18 protein-coding genes, 2 tRNA genes and 1 pseudogene are annotated in these 22,727 nt (G+C 33.5%); 7 read left to right on the top strand and 14 right to left on the bottom strand.

What is annotated here, in order from left to right; genetic code table 11:
- Positions 1–46: 46 nt before the first annotated feature.
- The 7 genes and pseudogenes from HMPREF2715_RS10655 to HMPREF2715_RS10625 all read left to right on the top strand — a co-directional run bounded on the left by HMPREF2715_RS10655 (position 47) and on the right by HMPREF2715_RS10625 (position 5,443).
- Entirely contained in the window at positions 47–304 is a 258-nt protein-coding gene (locus HMPREF2715_RS10655) for a hypothetical protein (protein WP_070840097.1), read from the top strand.
- Positions 305–479: 175 nt separating this feature from the next.
- Complete coding sequence (gene ccrA, locus HMPREF2715_RS10650; protein WP_070840096.1) at positions 480–1,829, top strand: cassette chromosome recombinase CcrA; 1,350 nt, start codon at positions 480–482, stop codon at positions 1,827–1,829.
- A gap of 21 nt (positions 1,830–1,850) precedes the next feature.
- A pseudogene (gene ccrB / locus HMPREF2715_RS10645) lies at positions 1,851–3,475 on the top strand (cassette chromosome recombinase CcrB).
- A 472-nt stretch (positions 3,476–3,947) separates the two neighbouring features.
- Positions 3,948–4,286 (top strand): SAUGI family uracil-DNA glycosylase inhibitor, encoded by a 339-nt coding sequence (locus HMPREF2715_RS10640; protein WP_070840094.1) that lies wholly within the window; start codon positions 3,948–3,950, stop codon positions 4,284–4,286.
- A gap of 95 nt (positions 4,287–4,381) precedes the next feature.
- Positions 4,382–4,693: a DUF960 family protein gene (locus HMPREF2715_RS10635; protein ID WP_031914242.1), complete on the top strand. Its 312-nt coding sequence runs from the start codon at positions 4,382–4,384 to the stop codon at positions 4,691–4,693.
- 13 nt (positions 4,694–4,706) lie between these two features.
- Positions 4,707–5,207, top strand: a complete 501-nt coding sequence (locus tag HMPREF2715_RS10630) for a DUF1643 domain-containing protein (RefSeq protein WP_070840092.1) — start codon at positions 4,707–4,709, stop codon at positions 5,205–5,207.
- Positions 5,208–5,221: 14 nt separating this feature from the next.
- Positions 5,222–5,443 (top strand): hypothetical protein, encoded by a 222-nt coding sequence (locus HMPREF2715_RS10625; RefSeq protein WP_031914240.1) that lies wholly within the window; start codon positions 5,222–5,224, stop codon positions 5,441–5,443.
- A 72-nt stretch (positions 5,444–5,515) separates the two neighbouring features.
- Here HMPREF2715_RS10625 and HMPREF2715_RS10620 read toward each other — a convergent pair whose 3' ends face one another.
- The 14 genes from HMPREF2715_RS10620 to HMPREF2715_RS10555 form a co-directional block, all read right to left on the bottom strand.
- The gene (locus tag HMPREF2715_RS10620) at positions 5,516–8,638 is read right to left on the bottom strand and encodes a type I restriction endonuclease subunit R (protein WP_070840090.1); all 3,123 of its coding nucleotides are present in this window, start codon (positions 8,636–8,638) and stop codon (positions 5,516–5,518) included.
- Positions 8,622–9,797, bottom strand: a complete 1,176-nt coding sequence (locus tag HMPREF2715_RS10615; RefSeq protein WP_070840088.1) for a restriction endonuclease subunit S — start codon at positions 9,795–9,797, stop codon at positions 8,622–8,624. Before HMPREF2715_RS10615 ends, HMPREF2715_RS10620 begins: the two co-directional genes overlap by 17 nt.
- The gene (locus HMPREF2715_RS10610) at positions 9,787–11,301 is read right to left on the bottom strand and encodes a class I SAM-dependent DNA methyltransferase (protein ID WP_070840086.1); all 1,515 of its coding nucleotides are present in this window, start codon (positions 11,299–11,301) and stop codon (positions 9,787–9,789) included. The genes HMPREF2715_RS10615 and HMPREF2715_RS10610 overlap by 11 nt, the downstream gene beginning before the upstream one ends.
- Before the next feature lie 39 nt (positions 11,302–11,340).
- On the bottom strand, positions 11,341–11,817 hold the full coding sequence (locus HMPREF2715_RS10605; protein ID WP_070840127.1) for a Pycsar system effector family protein: 477 nt from the start codon (positions 11,815–11,817) through the stop codon (positions 11,341–11,343).
- Positions 11,818–11,822: 5 nt separating this feature from the next.
- A complete protein-coding gene (locus tag HMPREF2715_RS10600; protein ID WP_070840084.1) occupies positions 11,823–13,091 on the bottom strand; it encodes an adenylate/guanylate cyclase domain-containing protein in 1,269 nt (422 codons plus the stop codon).
- A gap of 191 nt (positions 13,092–13,282) precedes the next feature.
- On the bottom strand, positions 13,283–13,762 hold the full coding sequence (rlmH, locus tag HMPREF2715_RS10595; RefSeq protein WP_070632367.1) for a 23S rRNA (pseudouridine(1915)-N(3))-methyltransferase RlmH: 480 nt from the start codon (positions 13,760–13,762) through the stop codon (positions 13,283–13,285).
- Positions 13,763–14,166: 404 nt separating this feature from the next.
- Positions 14,167–14,967 (bottom strand): MBL fold metallo-hydrolase, encoded by an 801-nt coding sequence (locus tag HMPREF2715_RS10590; protein ID WP_011274380.1) that lies wholly within the window; start codon positions 14,965–14,967, stop codon positions 14,167–14,169.
- A 595-nt stretch (positions 14,968–15,562) separates the two neighbouring features.
- The gene (locus HMPREF2715_RS10585) at positions 15,563–16,354 is read right to left on the bottom strand and encodes a two-component system regulatory protein YycI (protein WP_070840082.1); all 792 of its coding nucleotides are present in this window, start codon (positions 16,352–16,354) and stop codon (positions 15,563–15,565) included.
- Positions 16,355–17,686 carry a YycH family regulatory protein gene (locus HMPREF2715_RS10580; protein WP_070840080.1) on the bottom strand — a complete coding sequence of 444 codons (1,332 nt, stop codon included), beginning with the start codon at positions 17,684–17,686 and terminating at the stop codon, positions 16,355–16,357.
- Complete coding sequence (gene walK, locus HMPREF2715_RS10575) at positions 17,676–19,502, bottom strand: cell wall metabolism sensor histidine kinase WalK (RefSeq protein WP_037552504.1); 1,827 nt, start codon at positions 19,500–19,502, stop codon at positions 17,676–17,678. The genes HMPREF2715_RS10580 and walK overlap by 11 nt, the downstream gene beginning before the upstream one ends.
- A 12-nt stretch (positions 19,503–19,514) precedes the next feature.
- Positions 19,515–20,216: a response regulator YycF gene (gene yycF, locus HMPREF2715_RS10570; protein WP_011274375.1), complete on the bottom strand. Its 702-nt coding sequence runs from the start codon at positions 20,214–20,216 to the stop codon at positions 19,515–19,517.
- Between the two features lie 522 nt (positions 20,217–20,738).
- Positions 20,739–20,811: transfer RNA gene (locus HMPREF2715_RS10565), tRNA-Asp, on the bottom strand.
- Between the two features lie 7 nt (positions 20,812–20,818).
- Positions 20,819–20,893, bottom strand: a tRNA-Glu gene (locus HMPREF2715_RS10560).
- Between the two features lie 491 nt (positions 20,894–21,384).
- Positions 21,385–22,668: an adenylosuccinate synthase gene (locus HMPREF2715_RS10555; RefSeq protein ID WP_048667871.1), complete on the bottom strand. Its 1,284-nt coding sequence runs from the start codon at positions 22,666–22,668 to the stop codon at positions 21,385–21,387.
- Positions 22,669–22,727: the final 59 nt, after the last annotated feature.

Here is a 22,727-nt window from a genome sequence, read left to right as displayed (position 1 = left end):
AACGCTCTATGCGTTGTAGCTCATTAAATCAACCGGAGGCATAAAAATGAAAACAAACGTCAACTTATTAGATTATACAATTGATTCGGTAGAAGTCGATGATCATCAAAAACCTATTATCGTTAATTATATCGACAGATACTACCATATACAACAATATGTATTAACTGAAACGGAACAAAAACTACTAAAATTTTATCATTTGTACCCTGAATTCATGAATGAAAAAGAGATAACTGAACATTTTGTCCCAAGTACACGGCTAGAACGAATAACAATGCAACATGTTATCAATTCAATATAATTTGATATTTGGAGGATGACCATATGGACGAATTAATCACATTACTCGCTGATTTAGTGATTGAAGAAATCAATCACGTTGATGACTAATAATACGCCCAACACCTGGCTGGTGTTGGGCTCATCTATAAATTCGTTCATAAATATATATTATCACTGTGGAAGGAGGAAACAGGATGAAACAAGCCATTGGTTACTTACGTCAAAGTACACTCAAACAACAATCTCTAGCAGCACAGAAACAGACCATCAAAGCACTAGCCAAAAAACACAGTATTAAACAAATCACTTTTTATAGCGATAAGCAATCAGGACGCACTGATAAGCGGAATGGTTATCAACAAATTACTGAACTGATTCAACAGGGACAATGTGACGTATTATGTTGCTATCGTCTGAATCGACTTCATCGTAACCTAAAAAATGCATTAAAACTCATGAAATTGTGTCAAAAATATCATGTTCATATCTTAAGCGTTCATGATGGCTACTTCGACATGGATAAAGCATTCGATCGGCTCAAACTCAATATTTTCATGAGTCTCGCTGAACTTGAATCCGATAATATTGGAGAACAAGTTAAAAATGGAATCCGAGAAAAAGCAAGCCAAGATAAACTAATTACAACGCACGCTCCGTTTGGCTATCACTACCATAATGGAACATTCATGATAGACACAGTAAAAGCACCAACAGTAAAAGCAGTGTTCAATTATTACCTTCAAGGTTATGGTTATAAAAAAATTGCGCAATACTTAGAAGCTGATGATAAATTCATTAATCGTAAGCCCTATCAAGTGCGTAATATTATCCTTAACCCTAATTACTGTGGCCGTGTTATCAATCAATACGGACAATATGAAAACATGTTTCCAGCTATTGTCAGTACAACGATATACGAAGAAGCTCAAGTTACCCGAACTCAGAAACAAGTCAAACGTAAGACGTCAGAAAACCAACTCAAACAAAAAATCAAATGTCCTTATTGTGATTCAACACTAACTAATATGACCATTAGAAAAAAGAACCATACATTACGTTATTATGTTTGTCCTCAAAATATGAATGCATCTCGTTTTGTCTGTGAATTCAAAGGGATTAACGCACAAGCATTAGAAGCGAGTGTCTTATCTACATGTCAAGACTTCTTTCAAAATCAACATCTGTATTCAAAAATCAACCATACAATTCAACAACGACTCAAAAAACAAAAAGACATAGAAGCTAAAAGTACAGTCACGCAAGAACAACTGATAGAAAAATTAGCCCAAGGTAAAATTGATGCAGAAACATTCAGAGAACAAACGCAATCATTTCGACAACAGTCAAAACCTATAACATCAATCCATACGCATCAAATTCAAAAGGCTTTACAAAATGTCATGCAACAACGTTTCACATTAAACATGCTGAATCCCTATATTGATGTAATTAGTATTACTAAAAACAAAACCCTTGCAGGGATCTATTTCAAAAATGAACCTCTAAACATTGTCAATCAAACGACGCAATCATCGATTGCTTAATAGATGAAAGGATGAAAAAACATGAATGAAATGAAGAAGAAGAGAATCGGAGGGTACATCCGCGTATCCACGGAAAAGCAGGTAATGGGTTATAGTATAGAGGGTCAAATTACACAAATAGAGCAATATTGCCAATTTAACGGCTATGAACTTGTTGATATATATGCAGATCGGGGTATATCAGGAAAATCTATGAACCGGCCTGAATTACAGCGCATGTTAAATGATGCTAAAAATGGAAAATTAGACTGTGTTATGGTTTATAAAACAAATCGTTTGGCACGTAATACTTCCGATTTACTTACAATCGTCGAAGAACTTCATCGCCAAAATGTTGAATTTTTTAGCTTGTCTGAACGCATGGAAGTCAAAAATTCAACAGGCAAGTTAATGCTCCAGATACTTGCGAGTTTTCCGAATTTGAAAGAAATACAATTTTAGAGAATATTTATAACGGACAACATCAAAGAGCTTTAGAGGGCTATTATCAAGGCAATCTTCCATTAGGATATAATAACATACCTGATAATAAAAAAGAATTAATGATTAATCAACATGAAGCTAACATCGTTAAATATATCTTTGAATCTTATGCCAAAGGTCATGGTTATCGTAAAATAGCCAATGCACTCAATCATAAAGGTTATGTCACTAAGAAGGGTAATCCATTTAGTATTTCAGCTGTTACTTATATTCTCTCAAATCCATTCTATATTGGTAAAATTCAATTCGCAAAATACAAAGATTGGAATGATAAACGACGTAAAGGCTTGAATGATAAGCCAGTAATCGCTGAAGGTAAGCACGCCCCTATTATTGGCAAAGACTTATGGGATAAAGTCCAAGCACGTAAAAAACAAGTAAGTGAAAAACCACAAGTGCATGGTAAAGGAACCAATCTATTAACGGGTATTATTCACTGCCCACAATGTGGTGCACCAATGGCAGCTAGTAACACAACGAACACATTGAAAGATGGTACCAAGAAGCGAATACGCTATTATTCTTGTAGTAACTTTCGAAACAAAGGCTCAAAAGTATGTTCTGCGAATAGTGTTAGAGCCGATGTCATTGAGAAATACGTTATGGATCAAATACTTGAAATTGTCAAAAGCGATAAAGTTCTCAAACAAGTTGTCGAACGTGTTAATCAAGATAGTCAAATTGATATGGCTGCACTTAACCATGATATTGCCTATAAGCAACAACAATTTGATGAAATAAACACTAAACTAAAAAATCTAATTCAAACCATCGAAGACAATCCAGACTTAACATCTGCACTCAAACCAACCATACATCAATATGAAACACAACTCAATGACATTACAAATCAAATGAATCAACTCAAGCACCAACAAAATCAAGAGAAACCATCTTATGATACGAAACAAATCGCTGCCCTATTACAACGAATATTTCAAAATATAGAATCCATGGATAAATCACAGCTCAAAGCTTTGTACCTAACGGTTATTGACTGTATTGACATTCGTAAAGATGAGAATCATAAAAAGCAATTCTACGTTACACTAAAACTTAATAATGAAATTATTAAACAACTTTTCAATGACACCCCACTCGACGAAGTGCTCCTCAGCACTTCGTCTTTATTTTTGCCTCAAACACTCTACTTTCAAATCTAATATCTATGTACTGTCCTTTCGTCATTCAATAACACCCATCTAACGAACCTTTTCAACATACTAACAAGTCACAACTCAATGTGAAGTTTATATTGTATGACGAAAGAACATCCCAAAATAAAATATGAACGGTATAGCAATGGGATTGGATAACTTCAAGTGGCAGAAGGATTACGCAAGCGTAATCCCGAAATCCCATTATTATTTATAAATAAATAATATAAAAAGAAAAAGTAAGTCGTACTGACATCTACAAATCCAAATCATATATAAATATATAGCTATATTTCCTGAGAAATGAGCGGGATAACGGGATTTCCTTGTCATATCAACAATTGTGATGATTTTCGATTGGGATATTTTCTGTATTTCAGTGGGATTTCTAAGCGAAACAAACATTATTTCAAACTTATATTATCTAAATGATGTATCACATGTATACATCAACCAAATACATTAGGAGGTCATAATGATGACACTAGAACAACAACTCAAGCACTATATAACCAACTTATTCGAACTGCCAAAAGATGAAAAGTGGGAATGTGAATCTATCGAGGAAATCGCTGATCATATCTTACCTGACCAATATGTAAGGCTTGGGCCACTCAGTAATAAAACACTTCAAACCTACACCTACTACTCTGATACACTTCACGAAAGTAATATCTATCCTTTCATTCTCTACTATCAGAAACAGCTCATAGCCATTGGTTATATTGATGAAAACCACGATATGGATTTCTTATACCTACACAACACTATCATGCCCCTTTTGGATCAACGATACTTACTAACAGGAGCACAATAATATGCATAAATACATCAAAATTACACAACTCGTCATTACAATTCTTAGTGAAATTATCATTTGGATGAAAGAATCAGAAAGAAAGGAAAACGCTTATGAATAGATATATTACACGTGGTATTGCCAATAACTTATCCCCCACCTTACAACATCAAATATGGGACCTCGTCCTACAAAAAGATACCAAACCATCTAACGAACAAGAACCCTTGGACTATTTTCATATCTTTCAGTTTATTATGCATCAACAAAAGCTTTTTATAAGACATACTCAAGAAAATCCCGAATACTTTCAATATACAAAAGCAAATGACAATCATCAGGTAAACATTAGTAAAGTCTACGTCATCCGAGAGGACGATGTAGACTTTTCTTATTATGTAATGTTACTACCCGAAGAATACTAAGGAGATAAAATCAATGGAAAATATCACAAATACACTTGTCACCACTGCAATATTTGACGAAAAGAGAACTCACCGCTACTTACTAACAAAGACATGGGACGATAGTAAGAAGACTGCTACAGTCATCACAATGTATCCAAACTACGATGGTATTATAAACATCGATCTCACTACACAACTCATTATCAATCAACTATCACAACAAGATATTGGTACGGTACACTTTGTTAATCTTTATTCAAATATTACTACTCCTAAAAACCTAAAACACTTAAAAGAGGCTTATGATAAACACAGCGACATTCATATTATGAAAGCTGCTTCTGATAGCGATATCGTAATACTTGCTTGGGGTTCATATGCCAAAAAGCCGAATGTTCAAGCAAGGGTCGGGCAAGTATTTGAATTGCTTAAAGAGCATAAGAAGAAGGTTAAGAAACTTATTAATCCTGAAACAAATGAAATCATGCATCCACTCAATCCTAAAGCACGTCAAAAATGGACATTGAAATAAAAGGAGGATTATCTATGAACCATGATACTACACAATCAGACTGGCGAACAGTTACTAATTGTTTAGCATCACATGATTACGTTTCAATAGTAAAAGGACTAGTACATCATTTCGCAGCAATTGAAGATGAAGAAATATTGGATAATATCTATGATGATTTTATGAATGACGATACTATAACAACGGTACTTAACAATGATTTACAGATAATTATTAACTATTACCAATCAAAATGAAAATTATATTACTTACAATAAAAATAGAGCATCCCTCACTTTGCGGTGAAGGATGCTATGATTAATTTATTTTTATTGTTGGCTAGCCATTAGTTCTGCTTGTTCTACAACTTGTTCTACAGCCATTTTTTGAAGATCAGGTGGGTACCCATATTTCTTTAATAGTCGTCTTACTTGGACTCTCATTTTAGCCTTTGCACTCTCACGTTTTGACCAGTCTACACTCATATTATTCTTGACCGTTTTTGTTAATTCATGTGCAATAGCCCTTAATTCTTTATCCCCCATTACTTCTTTTGCAGTTTCATGAGAGGCTAATGCATCATAAAAAGCAATTTCCTCCGTGCTTAGACCTAAGTCTTTTCCTCTTTGTTTTTCTTGATTTATTTCTTTCGCCATTTGAATCAATTCTTCTATGACTTTTGAAGCTTCTATAGAACGATTATTGTATTTTTGTATTGATTTACTTAGCATCTCAGAAAATCTTTTAGATACTGTAGCATTTGTTTTCATTAATGACTTAACTTGTCCTTTAAGTAATTTGTTTAACAACTCAACTGCAACATTTTTTTGCTGTAGTCCTTCTACATCTTTTAAGAAATCATCTGACAATATTGAGATATCTGGATTTTCAATTCCGAGTGTTTGATAAATATCTACAACTTCTTCAGTTACAACTGATTTTGAAATCAATTGATTGATTTCTGCTTCTATTTCAGCAGGTGTCTTTTTATGGCTGCTTCCTTCACTAGGTGGAGCTAATAATTTAACAAGTCCGGATTTCACGGCTTTTAAAAACGCAATTTCACTATTCAGTTCTTGAGCAGCTTCCTCTGTTGCACATAATGCAAATGCCTTAGAAAGCTCTGTCACTGTTGTCACAAATCGCTCTCGTTCTTTCTCACCTAATCCAATGATATAATCCATCGTATTTGAGATAGCATTATAGCGATTTAATTGATCTTCTGACTCAAAATCAGAATAGTCGTGATTATACAGCATATCTTGAATGATATCGTATTTCATTAGCATAACTTCAAGTGCTTTATCTGTGTCTATACCTGTTTGTTCTCTATCAGAGTCTGTATACTCTTTTAATGCTTCCTTCAGACTTTCAGCAATACCTACATAGTCAACAATTAAGCCGCCCGGTTTATCTTTAAATACTCTATTAACACGTGCAATAGCTTGCATTAAATTGTGGCCTTTCATCGGTTTATCTATGTACATTGTATGCATTGAAGGCACATCAAATCCTGTTAACCACATGTCTCGCACAATTACGAGTTGCAATTCATCATTAACATCTTTCATACGATTCTCTAGAAGGTTTCTTCGCTTTTTCGGACCTATATGTTTTTGGAAGTTTTGCGGATCACTTGATGAACCTGTCATAACGACTTTGATAACACCTTTGTCATCATCATCAGAATGCCATTCGGGTTTAAGTCTTACAATTTCATCATATAAATCAACTGCAATACGACGACTCATTGTGACAATCATACCTTTACCCTTCATAGCCTTCTGTCTTGTTTCAAAGTGATTTATAATATCAGTCGCTAAAGCATGTACACGTTGTTCTGCACCAGATAGAGCTTCTATACGTGACCATTTAGATTTCAATCGAGATTTAGTATCTTCTTCTTGGCCAGAAGTAATGACATCATATGCTTCATCAATATCTAAATCGGTTGGTAAATTTAATGGAATAATACGACTTTCATAGTATATTTTAACCGTACTACCGTCTTCTACAGATTGTGTCATATCATACACATCAATATAATTACCAAATACCATTTGCGTATTTTTATCTGTCGAAGATACAGGTGTTCCAGTAAAACCAACGAACGAAGCGTTAGGTAGAGCATCTCTTAAATATTTTGCATATCCATATTTAATACCTTCACCTTTTTCATCGTAAGTTGCTTTGAAGCCATATTGTGTGCGGTGTGCTTCGTCTGCCATTACTACTACATTTTTACGGTCTGTTAATGCATCCATTGTCACTTGATCTTCGTCAGGTTCGAATTTCTGCATAGTTGTAAATACGATACCACCTGATTCTACTGATAATAGTTCTTTTAATTCTTTTCGTGATTCAGCTTGTTTAGGTGTTTGTCTTAATAATCCTTTACCTGAGCGTCCTTTGGACTTAACAAAAGTACCATACAATTGATTGTCTAAGTCATTACGGTCTGTTACGACCACTAATGTTGGATTATTTAATTTTTGAATTAACTTTCCTGAGAAGAAGACCATTGTCAAACTCTTACCAGAACCTTGCGTGTGCCAAATAACACCACCTTTACCATCACCATGTTCAGATGTTGCTTCCATAGCACGATCAACAGCTTTGTTCACTGCATAATATTGATGATATGCAGCTAATATTTTAACTATATTTCCTTTACCATCATCTTGGAACAAAACAAAATGACGAATTAAATCTAATAGTACTTCTTTATTTAACATACCGTGAATCAATATATCTAAACTACGAAACGTTGATGAATCTTCAATTTTGCCATCTTTAGTACGCCAAGTCATAAAACGATCATAATCAGCAGTTAAAGAACCAGCTTTTGTATTAACACCATCACTCGTTACTAACACTGCATTATGATTAAATAATTGTGGAATTCTCATTTTATAAGTTTCTAACTGATGGTATCCGTCTTCAATACCAACAGATTCATTTGTAGAATTTTTCAGTTCAATGACCACTACCGGTAATCCATTTATGAATAACACAATATCAGGTCGCTTTTTATAATCTCCATTCACCACAGTTAATTGATTAACCGCTAAGAAATCATTATTTCCCGGGTTATCAAAGTCGAATACATATACCAAATCATTAATCGTCTCACCGACATCATTATAGTGTTCAACCTCAATACCATTTGTAATCATTTCATGGAAAGAACGGTTATTCTCTAATAAACTAGGAGACTTCTCAATAGTAATTTCACGTATAGTCTGTTCAATAGCACTATTATTTAGTTCAGGATTAATACGTCTTAAAGCTGCTTCTAAACGATCATCAAGCACAACATCTTTGTCGCTCTCCCGTTCATTCATAATCCCATTTTCACCACTATCTCGACCATTCTTAACAGAATAACCAAGACCCTCAAACCACTTCAATGCAACCTGTTCTAAATCATCTTCACTAAATTGAAAGCTCATCTTCCATCACCTCAATGTCATCAGGTATCTCAATTTCACCTGACATTAATTTTGGTAGTAATGTGTCACGGAGTTGGATTAATTTTTGGTTTTCATCTTCACAATTATTTTTTTTGTTAAATAAACAGCTAACTTTACTATTAAATAGATCTATTATATTCGTATCAGGAGTTAAGTAAATAAGATCCTTTATGTTAGCAATAGTAATTTGAGGCTGTGCTGATCCTGTTGAATAGCGTTTAAAATCATTATATTTATAAAGTTCCTTAAAATAGTAAAAATAATTTTTTTTCTTTTCATCGAGAACAATTGAGTTATTTGTAACAAATGATTTTTCTTTAGAAATATGAATTTTTCCTGAAGCTGCACCCCGACAAGAAATTAGAATTTTTGGAGTTTCATACATATAACTTGAGTAATAACCAATAATACCATTTCCACCAAAAACCGGATAACCAGTATTCAATATTTTTTTAATCGGTAAATTCTTACCATAATTTATTTTAAAAATATCGTTCAATTTTTGAATTTCCCAACTCAGAGGTATCTCCCCCAATTCACTATCAATCATCTCTCCACCGCTTGATTTGTATGGATTTCCATTTTTATCTGGGAATTCAAAATCAACAAACCAACGTTTGAATAATGTTTGAGAAAGTTCTTCAAGGTTTGCTATGATTTTTTGGTTTAGCTCAATTTTTTTATCTAAATTAGATAATATTGTTCCAATATTTTTTTGTTGCTTTTCATTAGGTATATTTACAATAAAATTTTCTAAAGTTTTTTTGTTTACAGAACTAAAAATAGTTCCTGTTGCTTGAGATTCCAATTCATTAATTTTTGACTTTAATAAATAAAATAAAAATTCTTGATTATTATTTATTGATCTTATTGCACATAATCCCCGACCAATACATAGATCGACAGGTGCTATATTTATATCTCCCACCGGAGCCCTAACTGAAAATAGAATATCATTAGCATTAACTAATTTAGTAACTTTTTTTGTATAAGTATCAATAACTGGATAAATGTGCTGAAAAGTTCTATTTCCTTGTAAAAATGGTGTACCATCAATTTCACTATAAAATTCTGATTTAGGAGATTGCCCCATAGTTATAATAGATATCTCACTTAATTTAACCTTTTTAAACTCCATAACCTAAACCCTCCAATGATTTTCGGATTTGGTCTTCGAGTTCTTTTGATTTCGCAAATTGTTCGCTCAAATCTGCTGTGATTCTTTCCATTTTCTGTTCAAATGGTTCTGAATCTTCTTCTACTTCTGCTAAGCCTACATAACGTCCTGGTGTTAAGATATATTCATTGTTTTTTATTTCTTCTGTCTTTGCTACTTTACAGAAGCCTGCTTTGTCTTCATATTGATTATCGTTTGTACCACGCCATGAGTGATATACATTTGCTATATCTTTTATTTCATCATCTGAGAATTCTTTTAATGTTCTTGATACCAAGCTTCCTATATTTCTAGCATCTATAAATAGTACTTCTCCACGTCGCTCATTTTTACCGTTTTTAGATTTGTTTTTTGACAGGAACCATAGACATACAGGGATAGGTGTAGAATAGAATAATTGTCCTGGTAAAGTGACTATACATTCAACTAAGTCTTGTTCAATTAAGTTTTTACGTATTTCTAATTCATCTTTACCACTTGTAGACATTGAACCATTCGCTAATACAAATCCTGCAGTACCACTTGGTGCAAGTTTAGAAACCATATGTTCAATCCATGCATAGTTGGCGTTGCCTTTTGGAGGAATTCCAAATTTCCAGCGGTAATCATCTAATAATTTTTCTTGTCCCCAATCACTTGCATTGAATGGTGGATTAGCCAATATAAAATCAGCCTTCAAACCTTTATGTAAATCATTATGAAATGTGTCTGCATGATGATCACCTAAATCATTATCTATACCTCGAATAGCCAAATTCATTTTCGCTAATTTCCAAGTAGTTGGATTAGATTCTTGACCATAAACAGCAATATCATCTATGCGGCCTTGATGTCGTTCGATAAAATGTTCACTTTGTACAAACATTCCGCCCGACCCACAACAAGGGTCATAAATTCTACCTTGATAAGGTTCAATCATTTCAACAAGCAATTTAACTATTGAAGCTGGTGTATAGAATTCCCCAGCATTTTTTCCCTCAGCGCTCGCAAATTTTGCGATAAAGTATTCATAAACACGCCCCAAGACATCTTGCTTTTTACTTTCAGTGTCTCCGACTTTGAAAGTAAATAAATCAATAATATCTCCTAATTTTTCCTTGTCTAAAGCAGGTCGTGCATAATCTTTAGGTAGCACGCCTTTTAAGGACTCATTTTCTCTTTCAATTGCTATCATCGCTTTATCAATAATTTGACCAATTTCTGGTTTCTTAGAATTGTCATTTATGTATTGCCATCTTGATTCTTTAGGAACCCAGAAAATATTCTCTGCTAAGTATTCATCTTTATCTTCTTCATCAGCATATTCATCATTCAATAATTCTTCATATTTTTCCTCAAAAGAATCAGAAACATATTTCAAAAATATAATACCTAATGCTACATTTTTATATTCTGCTGCATCCATACTGCCACGTAATTTATCTGCTGCTTGCCATAACTTTTCTTCGAATCCTATAGTTGCCATGATCTCTCAACTCTCCTTATTATATTTACTCTATAAAACTTAAGAATTTAGTACTCTAAAGATACTAGATAATAATAAACAAAAATATCCCCCTGCAGAAACAAAAAATATTATCCTGAGTATTTTATATTTTCTCGAAGCTGTTTTAGCTAAAAAGTAGTTTTGCTGAATTATCTTATCTTGGAGCGTTTCTTCTGTTTCTAATTTTATTTGATTAAGAAACTCTTCCTCTTTCAACCTATTCACATTATCCCAAAAAATAATTCCTTTTTCACTTTTATTATTTGTTCTCGGATATACCACATATGCTGCTAGCACAATTGAAATTACCAATGATATAAAACCTATAAAATTGAAAAACGATTGAGTATTATTAAAATTTATATTAATATTAGATAAATTAAACTTTAAAATAAATCCATTTATAGTTATAATAGCTAGCGCTTTAGCATCTGCAAATTTAATATAATCACTTAAATAACTTTGATGTAATTTTATAAATTCATCTTTTTTCATTTTGTTCAATCTTCTACTCCTAATTTTCTCACTTCTCTATCATTATCATTTATATAAATACCAAACCTATCCTTGCAAATTAATTTATCATTTTCGTCATATAAATAGCATTCCATAAAGTGTAATCCTGTATAAGCCGTTGCTTGATTACAATATTGGCATCCTTCATACTTAACCATTTCAAATTCTAATTCATTTAGCATTGTTGCCTCTTTCCCATAGTTTACTACTCTCCATTTAATATTATTGTAATTCAAATTCTCATTATAAATTTCTAATTTATATCTTAGACTCTTTCCTTTTTCTACTGCATTATTTCTCTCAATATATTCGTATTCATTCTGATTTTCATCAATAATCCAACATCGTATTTTAAAGTCTTCAGGAGAATAATATTGATTATTAATGGATGAATAAGGAGATAACATTGAAAAACTATCAAGATAATTTTCCCATTCAAATATTTCCATAGAATATCTACCATAATTACTTGTATCTAAAATATACCTTTTTTCAACAACCCTACCATCTCTCTTTTCAGTTTTTGTACTTCGAAATTCTTTTGGAATATCTAAGTATTTATTTATATTTTCTCCTATCATTATTTTATTTGAAGGTGCTTTGCTTTGTAATTTTGAAGCTAAATCAGTATGAATACTAGTAGAAGTTATCTCATTAATTCCATCAAGACCATACTTTGACCACAATACACTTTGATCATCACCAAAATCAATTCCAATTCTAATTTTTAAAGGTTCTAAGTTTTTATTTTCAAAAAAATCTTTTAGTGTTGTATCATTAAAGTATTGCATTAATGACGCTGCATTAATTGCGTTAATTATTGCATCGCTTTTTTTCATTTCTTGATGTCCAAAATATACAAGTACCGCGTCTCCTTGTATTCTATGTATATGACCATCAAATGCTCGAAATATTTCTATAGCACTGGATATTATCGCATTTTTATATAGCTTAACTTTATCCAAACTATATTTCAAAGCTAACTTTGTAGACCCAGATATATCTATAAAAAGGGAGCAAATATACTGATATTCAATAGTATTTTCTATTTTTAAAAAATCAGGATGTGTTCCTATACTTTCAGAAAATATTTCCCCCTTTTTTCCAAACAACTCTCTTATCTCTTGAACCATAGGAAGATAACTATTTTTTTCATTATTATTTCTTATTTCATAAGATTTACTAGTGTAATTTTGGAATTTTGTAATATTATTTTTAAATAAATTATCAAAAATCTTTTTGTGATTGTCCATTCTATAACCCCTTATTTATTAAATTGTTATAAACCTCAAATGTTCTGATACGTTCAAAATCCCTTTATGAAGCGGCTGAAAAAACCGCATCATTTGTGATACGCTTCACAAAAACATAACAGCAATTCTCATAAACCTCATACGTTCCGATACGTTCAAAATCCCTTTATGAAGCGGTTGAAAAAACCGCATCACTTATGATACGCTTCGCCTCGCATGATCTTAAATGCTCTATATACTTGTTCTATTAAGACGACACGCATCATTTGATGTGGAAAAGTCATTTTGCTGAATGAAAGTGCGTAGTTGCTGCGTTTTAAGACGTCTTCATGCAATCCATTTGATCCGCCAATGACAAAGACGAAATCACTTTGTCCTTGTGTCATGCGTCGTTGCATTTCCTCAGCCAATCCTTCTGATGACAACATTTTTCCTTGAATTTCTAAAGTGATGACTGTTACTTGAGGTTTGATTTTAGCTAGTAGTCGTTGTGCTTCTTTTTCTTTCACTTGTTCAATTTCTTTATCGCTCATGTTTTCAGGTGCTTTTTCATCGGGTACTTCAATAATTTCAATTTTGGAATAAGCACCTAGTCTTTTTTTATATTCTGATATAGCTTGTTTCCAATATTTTTCTTTTAATTTACCCACAGCTAAGATTGTTATCTTCATAAAATCCTCCATAGATATTAATAGTTATCCTACTTATCCACAAGTTATCAACTTGTTAACAGAATTCCCTCTAATTATAACAGTAATGTATACGAATTAAGCTATATTTTTTAAAAATATCCCCATTTTATGTGACTGTCCTTGTATATATGTGGATAAGTCTGTGAATAATGTGAGTATTTCTGTGTGTATTATACACAAAAGTGGATAACTTCATTCAATTTTGGGGATAACTTTAAGTAAGTCTTAAATATTTATTCACAGATTTAGGCTAAATATTGTTATTATAAGGTTACTTTTGAATAATCATGTATAGTCCAAATTATTAGATAATTAACTCAATAAATTAAAAAACAACCTACTCACAAATACTAATTTTGTAAGTAGGTCGTTCGTCTAAATAATTACAATGTATATATCGGTGTAGCTTGTGCTTTATCTGTATCACATAATAGCACTTCTTTTTCAGTATCTATATCGTGTTCATTTAGCACCTGACTAACGCTCATACGTGCTAAATCTTTCATGTTGTTATCTTGTGATAAATGTGAAAGATAAATGCGCTTCGTATTACCTGTAATGACATCAGTCATCGCTAGTCCTGCATCTTCATTAGACACATGTCCCATATCGCTTAAAATACGTTGCTTCGTCTTCCAAGGATAACGACACATGCGTAACATATCCACATCATGATTACTCTCAAACATAAAGGCATCACTGCCTTGAATCATACCTTTCATTCTATCTGACACATAGCCTGTATCTGTAATCATCGTAAATTTCTTATAGTTATTGTGGAAAATATAAAACTGTGGATCAATTGCATCATGAGATACATTAAATGATTCAATATCAAAACCTGCAATAGATTTTGTTTCATAAGGATTGAATATGAATTTTTGATCCATTGGAATTTTACTATCTTTCTTCTCAATTGCTTTCCAAGTGTTCTCATTCGCATAAATCGGCAAGCCATATTTACGCGCAAGCACACCTAATCCTTTAATATGATCACTATGTTCATGAGTAACTAGAATGCCGTTTAAATCTTTTATATTTCTATCAATTTGGCTAAATAAATCTTCCATTTTCTTGCCAGTGAGTCCAACATCTACTAATAGACTGCCCTTATCACTTTCAACATAAGTGGCATTCCCTGTACTACCACTCGCCAATACACTCATTCGTATCAAGCGACTCATCCTTTCTACTTCCGACAACTTACTCTATATTTTAGAGTGCCTTCAGTCTAATTCCTTATATTTTGCACTCTATAATTAAAAAAATGAAGTTTCGAACAATCCACATCATTCGAAACAATCCAGTCCTATAAAATACCTTTATATTATACTATACCAATACAAAAATTAAAGTTCCAATTCCATGTTTATGTACAACGCTAACATAGATAAATAAAATAAGTGCATGAGACACTAATAGACTCACACACTTATTATACTTCCTACACTCTAAACCACTCCTTCTCTTAAATAAGAGAAGAGAAAGGAGAAGATTATTTATTTATTAATTATTGAAACAGTGTATTAAATTTTATTGAAGAAGTCTGAAGATTGTTACGTAGCGATATTGCCCAACACTACAAATAACATGTTATTTGTAGATTTAAGAACTTATGCATTTAAGTAAGTAGCACTGATGAGTGATAATAAATGACGTTGTGTGACGCCTGAGGGAGTAGGATGAGTGTCGAGACGGAGGCTCGACCCAGCCCCCTAGGCAAGTATCACAACAGAATGAGTAAATATTCATCTAAGAATTTTTTTACAACCCTACTCCCTAATTATCAACCACTTTCGGATTTGATGATGTCGCTTCAACATAATAAGTTTTCACGTCTTCTTTACCTTTATGCTTCACTTTAATTTCCCAGTTCGCCTGCAATAATTGCACATTCGTTTCTCTCACAACCGAGTAATATCCCAGTCTTGCGTCCATCACTTCATCGCCTGATTTCAAGTAACGATTAAAGTATAACGTTTCTACTGCTTTACGTAGTGTAATCACTTGCTTCTTAGGATTATTATCACTCTTAGCAGGTTCAATATTATTCATTACCGATTGTTCATAACTTGTCGCTTTACCATCATTGATATTAAAGCGTAGACGCGCTTTATTATTGTTCATCAACGGATAACCTTCATAAGCCTGTTCATATGTCACAGTATCAGATGTAACATCACCAAGTTGATACATCTTACCATTGTAAACATTACTCATGATGTAATCTTTTAAATCACTTAAATTACTATCACTCACATTAACCGTACTATCAATCTCACCTGTTAACGTATTACCAGAATCTTCCGCTTCTAATGACGACTTACCCTTCGCATAACTTTCGAAGTCTTTAGACTTAGCAGTAATCATCTGCATCTTCGTCCCACTTACATCTTTATTTAAAATATCCTTCGAAATTTTAATTTCTTCTTGCTGGAATTTAACCTCATTATCACTTTCAGATTCGTTAATTTGAGACTTCGTCACCTTATTCACGTAAATCAATACGAGTAGGATATTAACTAGAATAAACACGAAAATAAACAATGTCTTCGTTCGTTTCCAATTCATTTATTCAAGCCTCCCATCCTCATAAGTGTACCAATCGCCGTCGTATTGAACATACCATGTTGGCACAAACTCACTATTACGTTGCACTTCTATATCATCTTTAACAGGTTGATCATCTTCTTTATAACCAATGACCATATTCGTTACCTTTTCAAAATCAATCGTATGATTATTTGCGAGTGAAGAACGAACACTTTCAACACTATCAAGTGACTTCGTTTTACCTTCTAAAGGTACACTAGAACGCAATAGCGCACGTTTGTAGTCATAAATACCTTTATCTCCCCAAGTAACCTCTATATCATTTAATTGCTGATCATTGAATGTTGGGTGCCCATTGAGGAAGAGTTGGTACGTTAATTCACCCGATGAATTATCTGTATTGAAAAGACGGAAGTCATCATTGAAGAATCCACCATGTCCATTTATATATTCAAATGTACTTGGAATCGTTGAATCCATATCACTTGAGCTAGATTCATTTTCAGATAAATTTTTATAATGATATTTCTTACTTTCATCATTATAGTTCGCTACGCCAGTGTTATTATTGTACGTTGTTGAACCACTCTTACCGCTTCGAATAATCACTGAATCGTCAAATAGAATAGCATTCATCGTTTCGACTGGAATCGTATCATAAACCATACGGTAAGAACGCATGTCTTTCGGACGATTTGGCGCAAATATATGCGTTGATTTATCAATCGTATCTTTATTTGTGATTACCTCTGAATATTTCTGCATTTCTTTATTCAAATGATCCATCACTTTAATAAAATGATTAGCTTTCGTAGTCAATGTTACTTTCATTACTTCATGACGATCTTCACTAATCGCATACAACTCTAAATTCTCTTTAGGATTTTGACTTACGATAATACGATTAAATTTGAAGTTTTTAGGTACCTTCGCTGATGAATTCAATACTTGACCTAAATATGTCGTTAGCGGCATATCATAAGTAAAATCTAGCACAGTAAAGTGGTCATTTAACATGGGAATATTTAAATTATAATCTCGATGAATATGTTCCACTTTACTGACTTCATGATTCTTCAATGTACCTGTTACTTGAGACAATTGAGCACGAGATGGTGCCAGCCCTTTAACCTTATCGCCTTTAACTTCTACAATTTGATACGGAGATATCACATTCTCAATATTGGCAGACATGGGCTTACCAATCGTCTTAGTATTGCTCTTTTTACTATCTGTGCTATCAATATTATTTAAATCTGGTGAAAAATTCCACACCATAAACGTAAGCACAACACTCATCATAACTAATAGGAAAAGAATAATGGATTTAATATGCTCTTTACTCTTCATCCCAATCACCGTCGTCTATAACTTCACATGGAAGTGTAATAAATATCGATGTGCCTTGTCCTTCAACACTATTCGCCCAAATTCTTCCATTATGCGCTTCTACAATCTCTTTCGAAATGGCAAGTCCTAAACCTGTACCACCCATTTTACGTGTACGTGCTTTATCTACACGATAGAAACGATCAAAGATTTTATCCACTTTGTTAATTGGGATACCTATACCATTGTCTTTAATACGAATCGTCATACGATTGTATAAAGCGTTTTGTTTCACGTGGAACTCGACGCGTTTTTCACCACGAGAATATTTCATCGCGTTAGTAATAACGTTATCAAACACTTGTGTCATCTTATCTGGATCAATTTCAGTAAAGATGGTTTCAGAAGGAATTTCACGTACAAACGTCGTGTCTTTCGCGGCCATTTCATGACGATTAATAATCTTATTAATGAACATGTTGAAGTCGACAATTTCCTTCGTAATTTGTTCAGATTCGTTATCCATTTTCGATAATTGTAGTAGATCATTAACAAGACGAATCATTCGCTCTGTCTCTTCACGTGTTACCGATAAGAAAGATGGTGCTAAATTATCATCTTTCCAAGCACCTTCTTCAAGTGCCTCTATGTAACTGTTCATCGATGTTAAAGGCGTACGTAATTCGTGAGATACGTTCGCAACGAATTCACGACGTTCACGTTCAACTTGTTGTTGTTCTGTAACGTCATGTAATACGGCGATGTAACCTGTCACAAATCCAGTTTCTTGAACAATCGTACTGAAATTCACACGTGCGATGATGCCTTCATCTTCATTCATATCTAATAAGAAGCTATCGTTATTCTCTTGAATTTCATCCAATGAGAATTCGTCTTCTAAATGCAATACACTTAGCATGTAATAACCGATTAAGTCTTCCTTAGACATACCTAACATTTTTATCGCCATATCATTGACGATACGCACTCGACCACGTCGGTCTGTTGCGATAATACCGTCACTCATATGCGTGATAACTGAGTCTAAACGACGTTTCTCACTCTCAGTATTCGCTTGTGCCTCTTGAACTCGCTTAGACAAGTTGTTGAAGGCTAAAGCTAATTCACCGATTTCGTCATTACCATATATCTTAACACGTTGCGTATAATTACCTTTAGACATCTCTACCGTCTGATTACGCATGTCAGTAATCGGCCTTGTAATCGTCCTCGCGATAAAGAAACCAAGTATAACGGTAATGAAGAGGGAAATCGCAGTACCGATAATGAATATTTGGTTAATATTATTCAACTGATTATATACATCATTAATATTCGATTCTATGTAAATATTACCAATCGTCTCGTTGCCATTCTTTACGGGTAAGTTGTAAATCCAAATTCGCTCTTTACCGCTACCATAGTCTTTTAAAACATTGTGACTATTTGATTCACCTAGCGATAAGGCTTTTTGAACGGAGTTATCGTTAACCTTTTGATTAATCATATTATGTGATGATATCTTCGCTGTAGCCATGATAATTTGATCTTTATCAATAAAACGAATTTCTTCAATTTCTTGACGGTTGGCATACTCATTTAATAAACTTTGAACTTCTTTTTGAGCGTTAGAGGGATCATCTCTGTATATCCGCTCAATGTTAACTTCAAGCTGTGTCGCATACTGTTTAATATTCTTCATGAAGTTATTTGTCAGTTCTTTTTCTAAACTATTAGTGAAATACAGACCGATGATTTGCATTCCAATAATAATCAATAACACATAAACAATAACAAGCTTGGTGTGAAGGGATTGTAACTGTTTCAGCCACTTCATAGTCGCAAGCCCCTAATCATGTTGTTGGAGGAAGTATCCAACGCCTCTACGTGTCACAATATATTCAGGGTGTGAAGGATCATCTTCAATCTTCTCACGTAAACGACGAATCGTTACGTCTACTGTACGCACGTCACCGAAGTAATCATAACCCCATACTGTTTGTAATAAATGTTCACGTGTCATGACTTGACCCATATGTTTAGAAAGGTAGTGGAAGAGTTCAAATTCTCTGTGTGTTAATTCAATATCTTCCCCACGCTTTTTAATCGAGTAAGCATCTGGGTAAATGACAATATCTTTAATTGTAATTTCGTTTGTCGTACCACTTACTTCTTGAGCTGGTTGTGAATAATGACGACGTAAGTTCGCTTTCACACGCGCGATTAATTCACGTGTACTGAACGGTTTCGTAACATAGTCATCCGCACCAAGTTCAAGACCTAAGACCTTATCAATTTCAGAGTCTTTCGCTGTTAACATAATAATCGGCATTTCGAATTTCTTACGTACTTCACGGCACACTTCCATACCATCACGACCAGGTAACATGATATCTAATAATACGATGTCTGGTTCTTCCTCGTAGATTAAATCTACTGCATCATTACCATCATAGGCACAGTAAACATCATATCCTTCTTTTTTCAAATTAAATTCTAAGATGTCCGCAATTGGCTTTTCGTCATCTACAACAACAACTTTTCTTGCCATATCTATAAACCTCATTTCTCAAATTGTAGTTCTATATTTTATTATTCGTTCTTATGAATTAGTAAAGATTAAACTGTGATTTGATGCGTTTTTAATAAGTTTATAGCGCATATTAATCTACTATATAATTTACCATTAATATTCATGTAATTCTATTTTCATATTTAAAATTATAGAATAGTATTCGTTTAAAGTTTACCACTCTAATTTAATATTACAAATAAGTTGAACCCTTTGAATACGGGACAAAAGTCGTAGTGACGCCCATTTAACCCATTATTACAGAATGATGATACGACTCAATGGTTTAGTAGCAAGCTTTCTATTTTAAACATAAGAATAATATTAAGATTCTGTTGCGACGTCATACTTTTGTAATGCTAAAGAATGTATTACGATATTTAGCTTTTAGTATATTTTTTGATTTTTTGAAAAGGATATCTAAAAAGTTTAAAATGTGGATTTACATGAGTAAGTAAAATGAAGGCATAAAAAAATGCCTATCCTTTTGGATAAGCAATACGGTCTCGACGGGAATCGAACCCGCGATCTCCTGCGTGACAGGCAGGCGTGTTAACCGCTACACTACGAGACCTAAAAAATGGTGACTCCTACGGGACTCGAACCCGTGTTACCGCCGTGAAAGGGCGGTGTCTTAACCGCTTGACCAAGGAGCCGTTCTTAAGCACAAGATAGATTATAGCACAGGCTTTATTTTGAATACAAGACATTTTTTACATAATTTTAATATTTTTTTATAATTCCTTAATTTTTTGGATAAACGTTGTAATAACAATGGTTTTAAGGTTACAAATGCTATATTTATCGATTTTTTACACTTATATTTTTATAAAAAACGGGGGTGCGACAGAAATAAAATTTTCTCAAAGTTTATTTCGTTGTTACCTCGTCAAGGATGACTAGGTTTGAAAAAAGCTTGATACAAGAGCATTTTTCAAATCAGTCAGCTACTGACAAAATGATAAAGTAGACTGAGACATTTTATTTTGTCCCAGCCTCACTAATTATTAATATTGTTGGAATGATAGACGGGTTACAGTGAGCAAGTTTTTCGGCAGAAATACTCAAAGTTCGACAAAACTTGAAAAACAGTTTTGCTCACTTTTCGATTCTGTTCAAAACCTAAACGCTCACTTGCGCACCTTTTTTACCACAATTGTTCTAATAGGTTTGTTTGGTCACGGTCTGGACCTACTGAGAAGATTGAAATACGTACATTACATAATTCAGAGATGCGTTCTAAGTATTTACGTGCATTATCTGGTAATTCTTCTAATGTACGGCAACCAGTGATATCTTCTTCCCATCCTGGTAACTCTTCAAAAATTGGTTTACAACGACGTAATTGATCTAAGTTAGCAGGATATTCTGTAATTTCTTCTCCATCTAATTCGTAAGCAGTACAAATCTTCACTGTATCAAGACCTGTAAGTACGTCGATAGAGTTAATAGATAAGTCTGTAATACCACTAACACGACGAGAGTGACGTAATACAACTGAGTCAAACCAACCTACACGACGTGGACGTCCTGTTGTTGTACCGTATTCACGACCAACTTCTCTAATATGATGTCCATCTTCATCAAATAATTCTGTAGGGAATGGACCATCGCCTACACGAGATGTATATGCTTTACATACACCAATCACTTTAGATACGAAAGTTGGGCCTACACCTGTACCAACTGTTACATTACCTGCAACAGGGTTACTTGAAGTTACGAAAGGATATGTACCATGGTCAATATCTAACATAACACCTTGTGCACCTTCAAATAAAACTTTTTCTTCAGCTACAAATGCATCATCTAAGATTTTAGAAGTATCTGTAACAAACTCTTTCAAACGTTGGCCTGCAGCATAGTATTCATCAAAGATTTCATCGAAACGTGGGCAAGTTTCATTAAACATGCCTTTGAAGTATGCATTTTTAACTTCAATGTTTTCTTTTAAACGTCTTTCAAATGTTTCTTTTTCTAATAAGTCAGCCATACGGATACCAATACGTTGCGCTTTATCCACATAAGCTGGTCCGATACCTTTCTTAGTAGTACCGATTTTATTATCACCACGACGACGTTCTTCATATTCATCTTGTGCTAAGTGATATGGAAGAATGACTTGCGCACGGTTAGAAATACGTAAGTTTGAAGTAGATACACCACGTTCATTTAAACCGTCTAATTCTTTTAATAATGCAACTGGATCTACAACTACACCGTTACCTATAACTGCAAGTTTATCTTTATAAAATATACCTGATGGCACTAAATGTAATTTATAAGTTTCTCCACCAAATTGAATCGTATGACCTGCGTTATTACCTCCTGAAAAACGTGCAATAACATCTGCTTGTTCCGCTAAGAAATCTGTAATTTTACCTTTACCTTCGTCTCCCCATTGTGTCCCAACAACTACGATTGATGACATGTGAGCACCTCCAAAGTTTTCTCAATTAACCATTAAGTATTCTATCAATACGAACTTCA

The sequence above is a fragment of the Staphylococcus sp. HMSC062A01 genome (assembly GCF_001836805.1).
GTDB lineage: Bacteria > Bacillota > Bacilli > Staphylococcales > Staphylococcaceae > Staphylococcus > Staphylococcus haemolyticus.
The sequence above is the reverse complement of the archived record's forward strand: the minus strand, read 5'-3'. Positions and strand labels throughout refer to the sequence as shown.

Excerpts from the sequence above, each read along its gene's own strand:
- HMPREF2715_RS10655 (WP_070840097.1), top strand. The coding sequence starts at position 47 with ATGAAAACAAACGTCAACTTATTAGATTATACAATTGATTCGGTAGAA.
- ccrA (WP_070840096.1), top strand. The coding sequence starts at position 480 with ATGAAACAAGCCATTGGTTACTTACGTCAAAGTACACTCAAACAACAA.
- HMPREF2715_RS10640 (WP_070840094.1), top strand. The coding sequence starts at position 3,948 with ATGACACTAGAACAACAACTCAAGCACTATATAACCAACTTATTCGAA.
- HMPREF2715_RS10635 (WP_031914242.1), top strand. The coding sequence starts at position 4,382 with ATGAATAGATATATTACACGTGGTATTGCCAATAACTTATCCCCCACC.
- HMPREF2715_RS10630 (WP_070840092.1), top strand. The coding sequence starts at position 4,707 with ATGGAAAATATCACAAATACACTTGTCACCACTGCAATATTTGACGAA.
- HMPREF2715_RS10625 (WP_031914240.1), top strand. The coding sequence starts at position 5,222 with ATGAACCATGATACTACACAATCAGACTGGCGAACAGTTACTAATTGT.
- HMPREF2715_RS10620 (WP_070840090.1), bottom strand. The coding sequence starts at position 8,638 with ATGAGCTTTCAATTTAGTGAAGATGATTTAGAACAGGTTGCATTGAAG.
- HMPREF2715_RS10615 (WP_070840088.1), bottom strand. The coding sequence starts at position 9,797 with ATGGAGTTTAAAAAGGTTAAATTAAGTGAGATATCTATTATAACTATG.
- HMPREF2715_RS10610 (WP_070840086.1), bottom strand. The coding sequence starts at position 11,301 with ATGGCAACTATAGGATTCGAAGAAAAGTTATGGCAAGCAGCAGATAAA.
- HMPREF2715_RS10605 (WP_070840127.1), bottom strand. The coding sequence starts at position 11,817 with ATGAAAAAAGATGAATTTATAAAATTACATCAAAGTTATTTAAGTGAT.
- HMPREF2715_RS10600 (WP_070840084.1), bottom strand. The coding sequence starts at position 13,091 with ATGGACAATCACAAAAAGATTTTTGATAATTTATTTAAAAATAATATT.
- rlmH (WP_070632367.1), bottom strand. The coding sequence starts at position 13,762 with ATGAAGATAACAATCTTAGCTGTGGGTAAATTAAAAGAAAAATATTGG.
- HMPREF2715_RS10590 (WP_011274380.1), bottom strand. The coding sequence starts at position 14,967 with ATGAGTCGCTTGATACGAATGAGTGTATTGGCGAGTGGTAGTACAGGG.
- HMPREF2715_RS10585 (WP_070840082.1), bottom strand. The coding sequence starts at position 16,354 with ATGAATTGGAAACGAACGAAGACATTGTTTATTTTCGTGTTTATTCTA.
- HMPREF2715_RS10580 (WP_070840080.1), bottom strand. The coding sequence starts at position 17,686 with ATGAAGAGTAAAGAGCATATTAAATCCATTATTCTTTTCCTATTAGTT.
- walK (WP_037552504.1), bottom strand. The coding sequence starts at position 19,502 with ATGAAGTGGCTGAAACAGTTACAATCCCTTCACACCAAGCTTGTTATT.
- yycF (WP_011274375.1), bottom strand. The coding sequence starts at position 20,216 with ATGGCAAGAAAAGTTGTTGTTGTAGATGACGAAAAGCCAATTGCGGAC.
- HMPREF2715_RS10555 (WP_048667871.1), bottom strand. The coding sequence starts at position 22,668 with ATGTCATCAATCGTAGTTGTTGGGACACAATGGGGAGACGAAGGTAAA.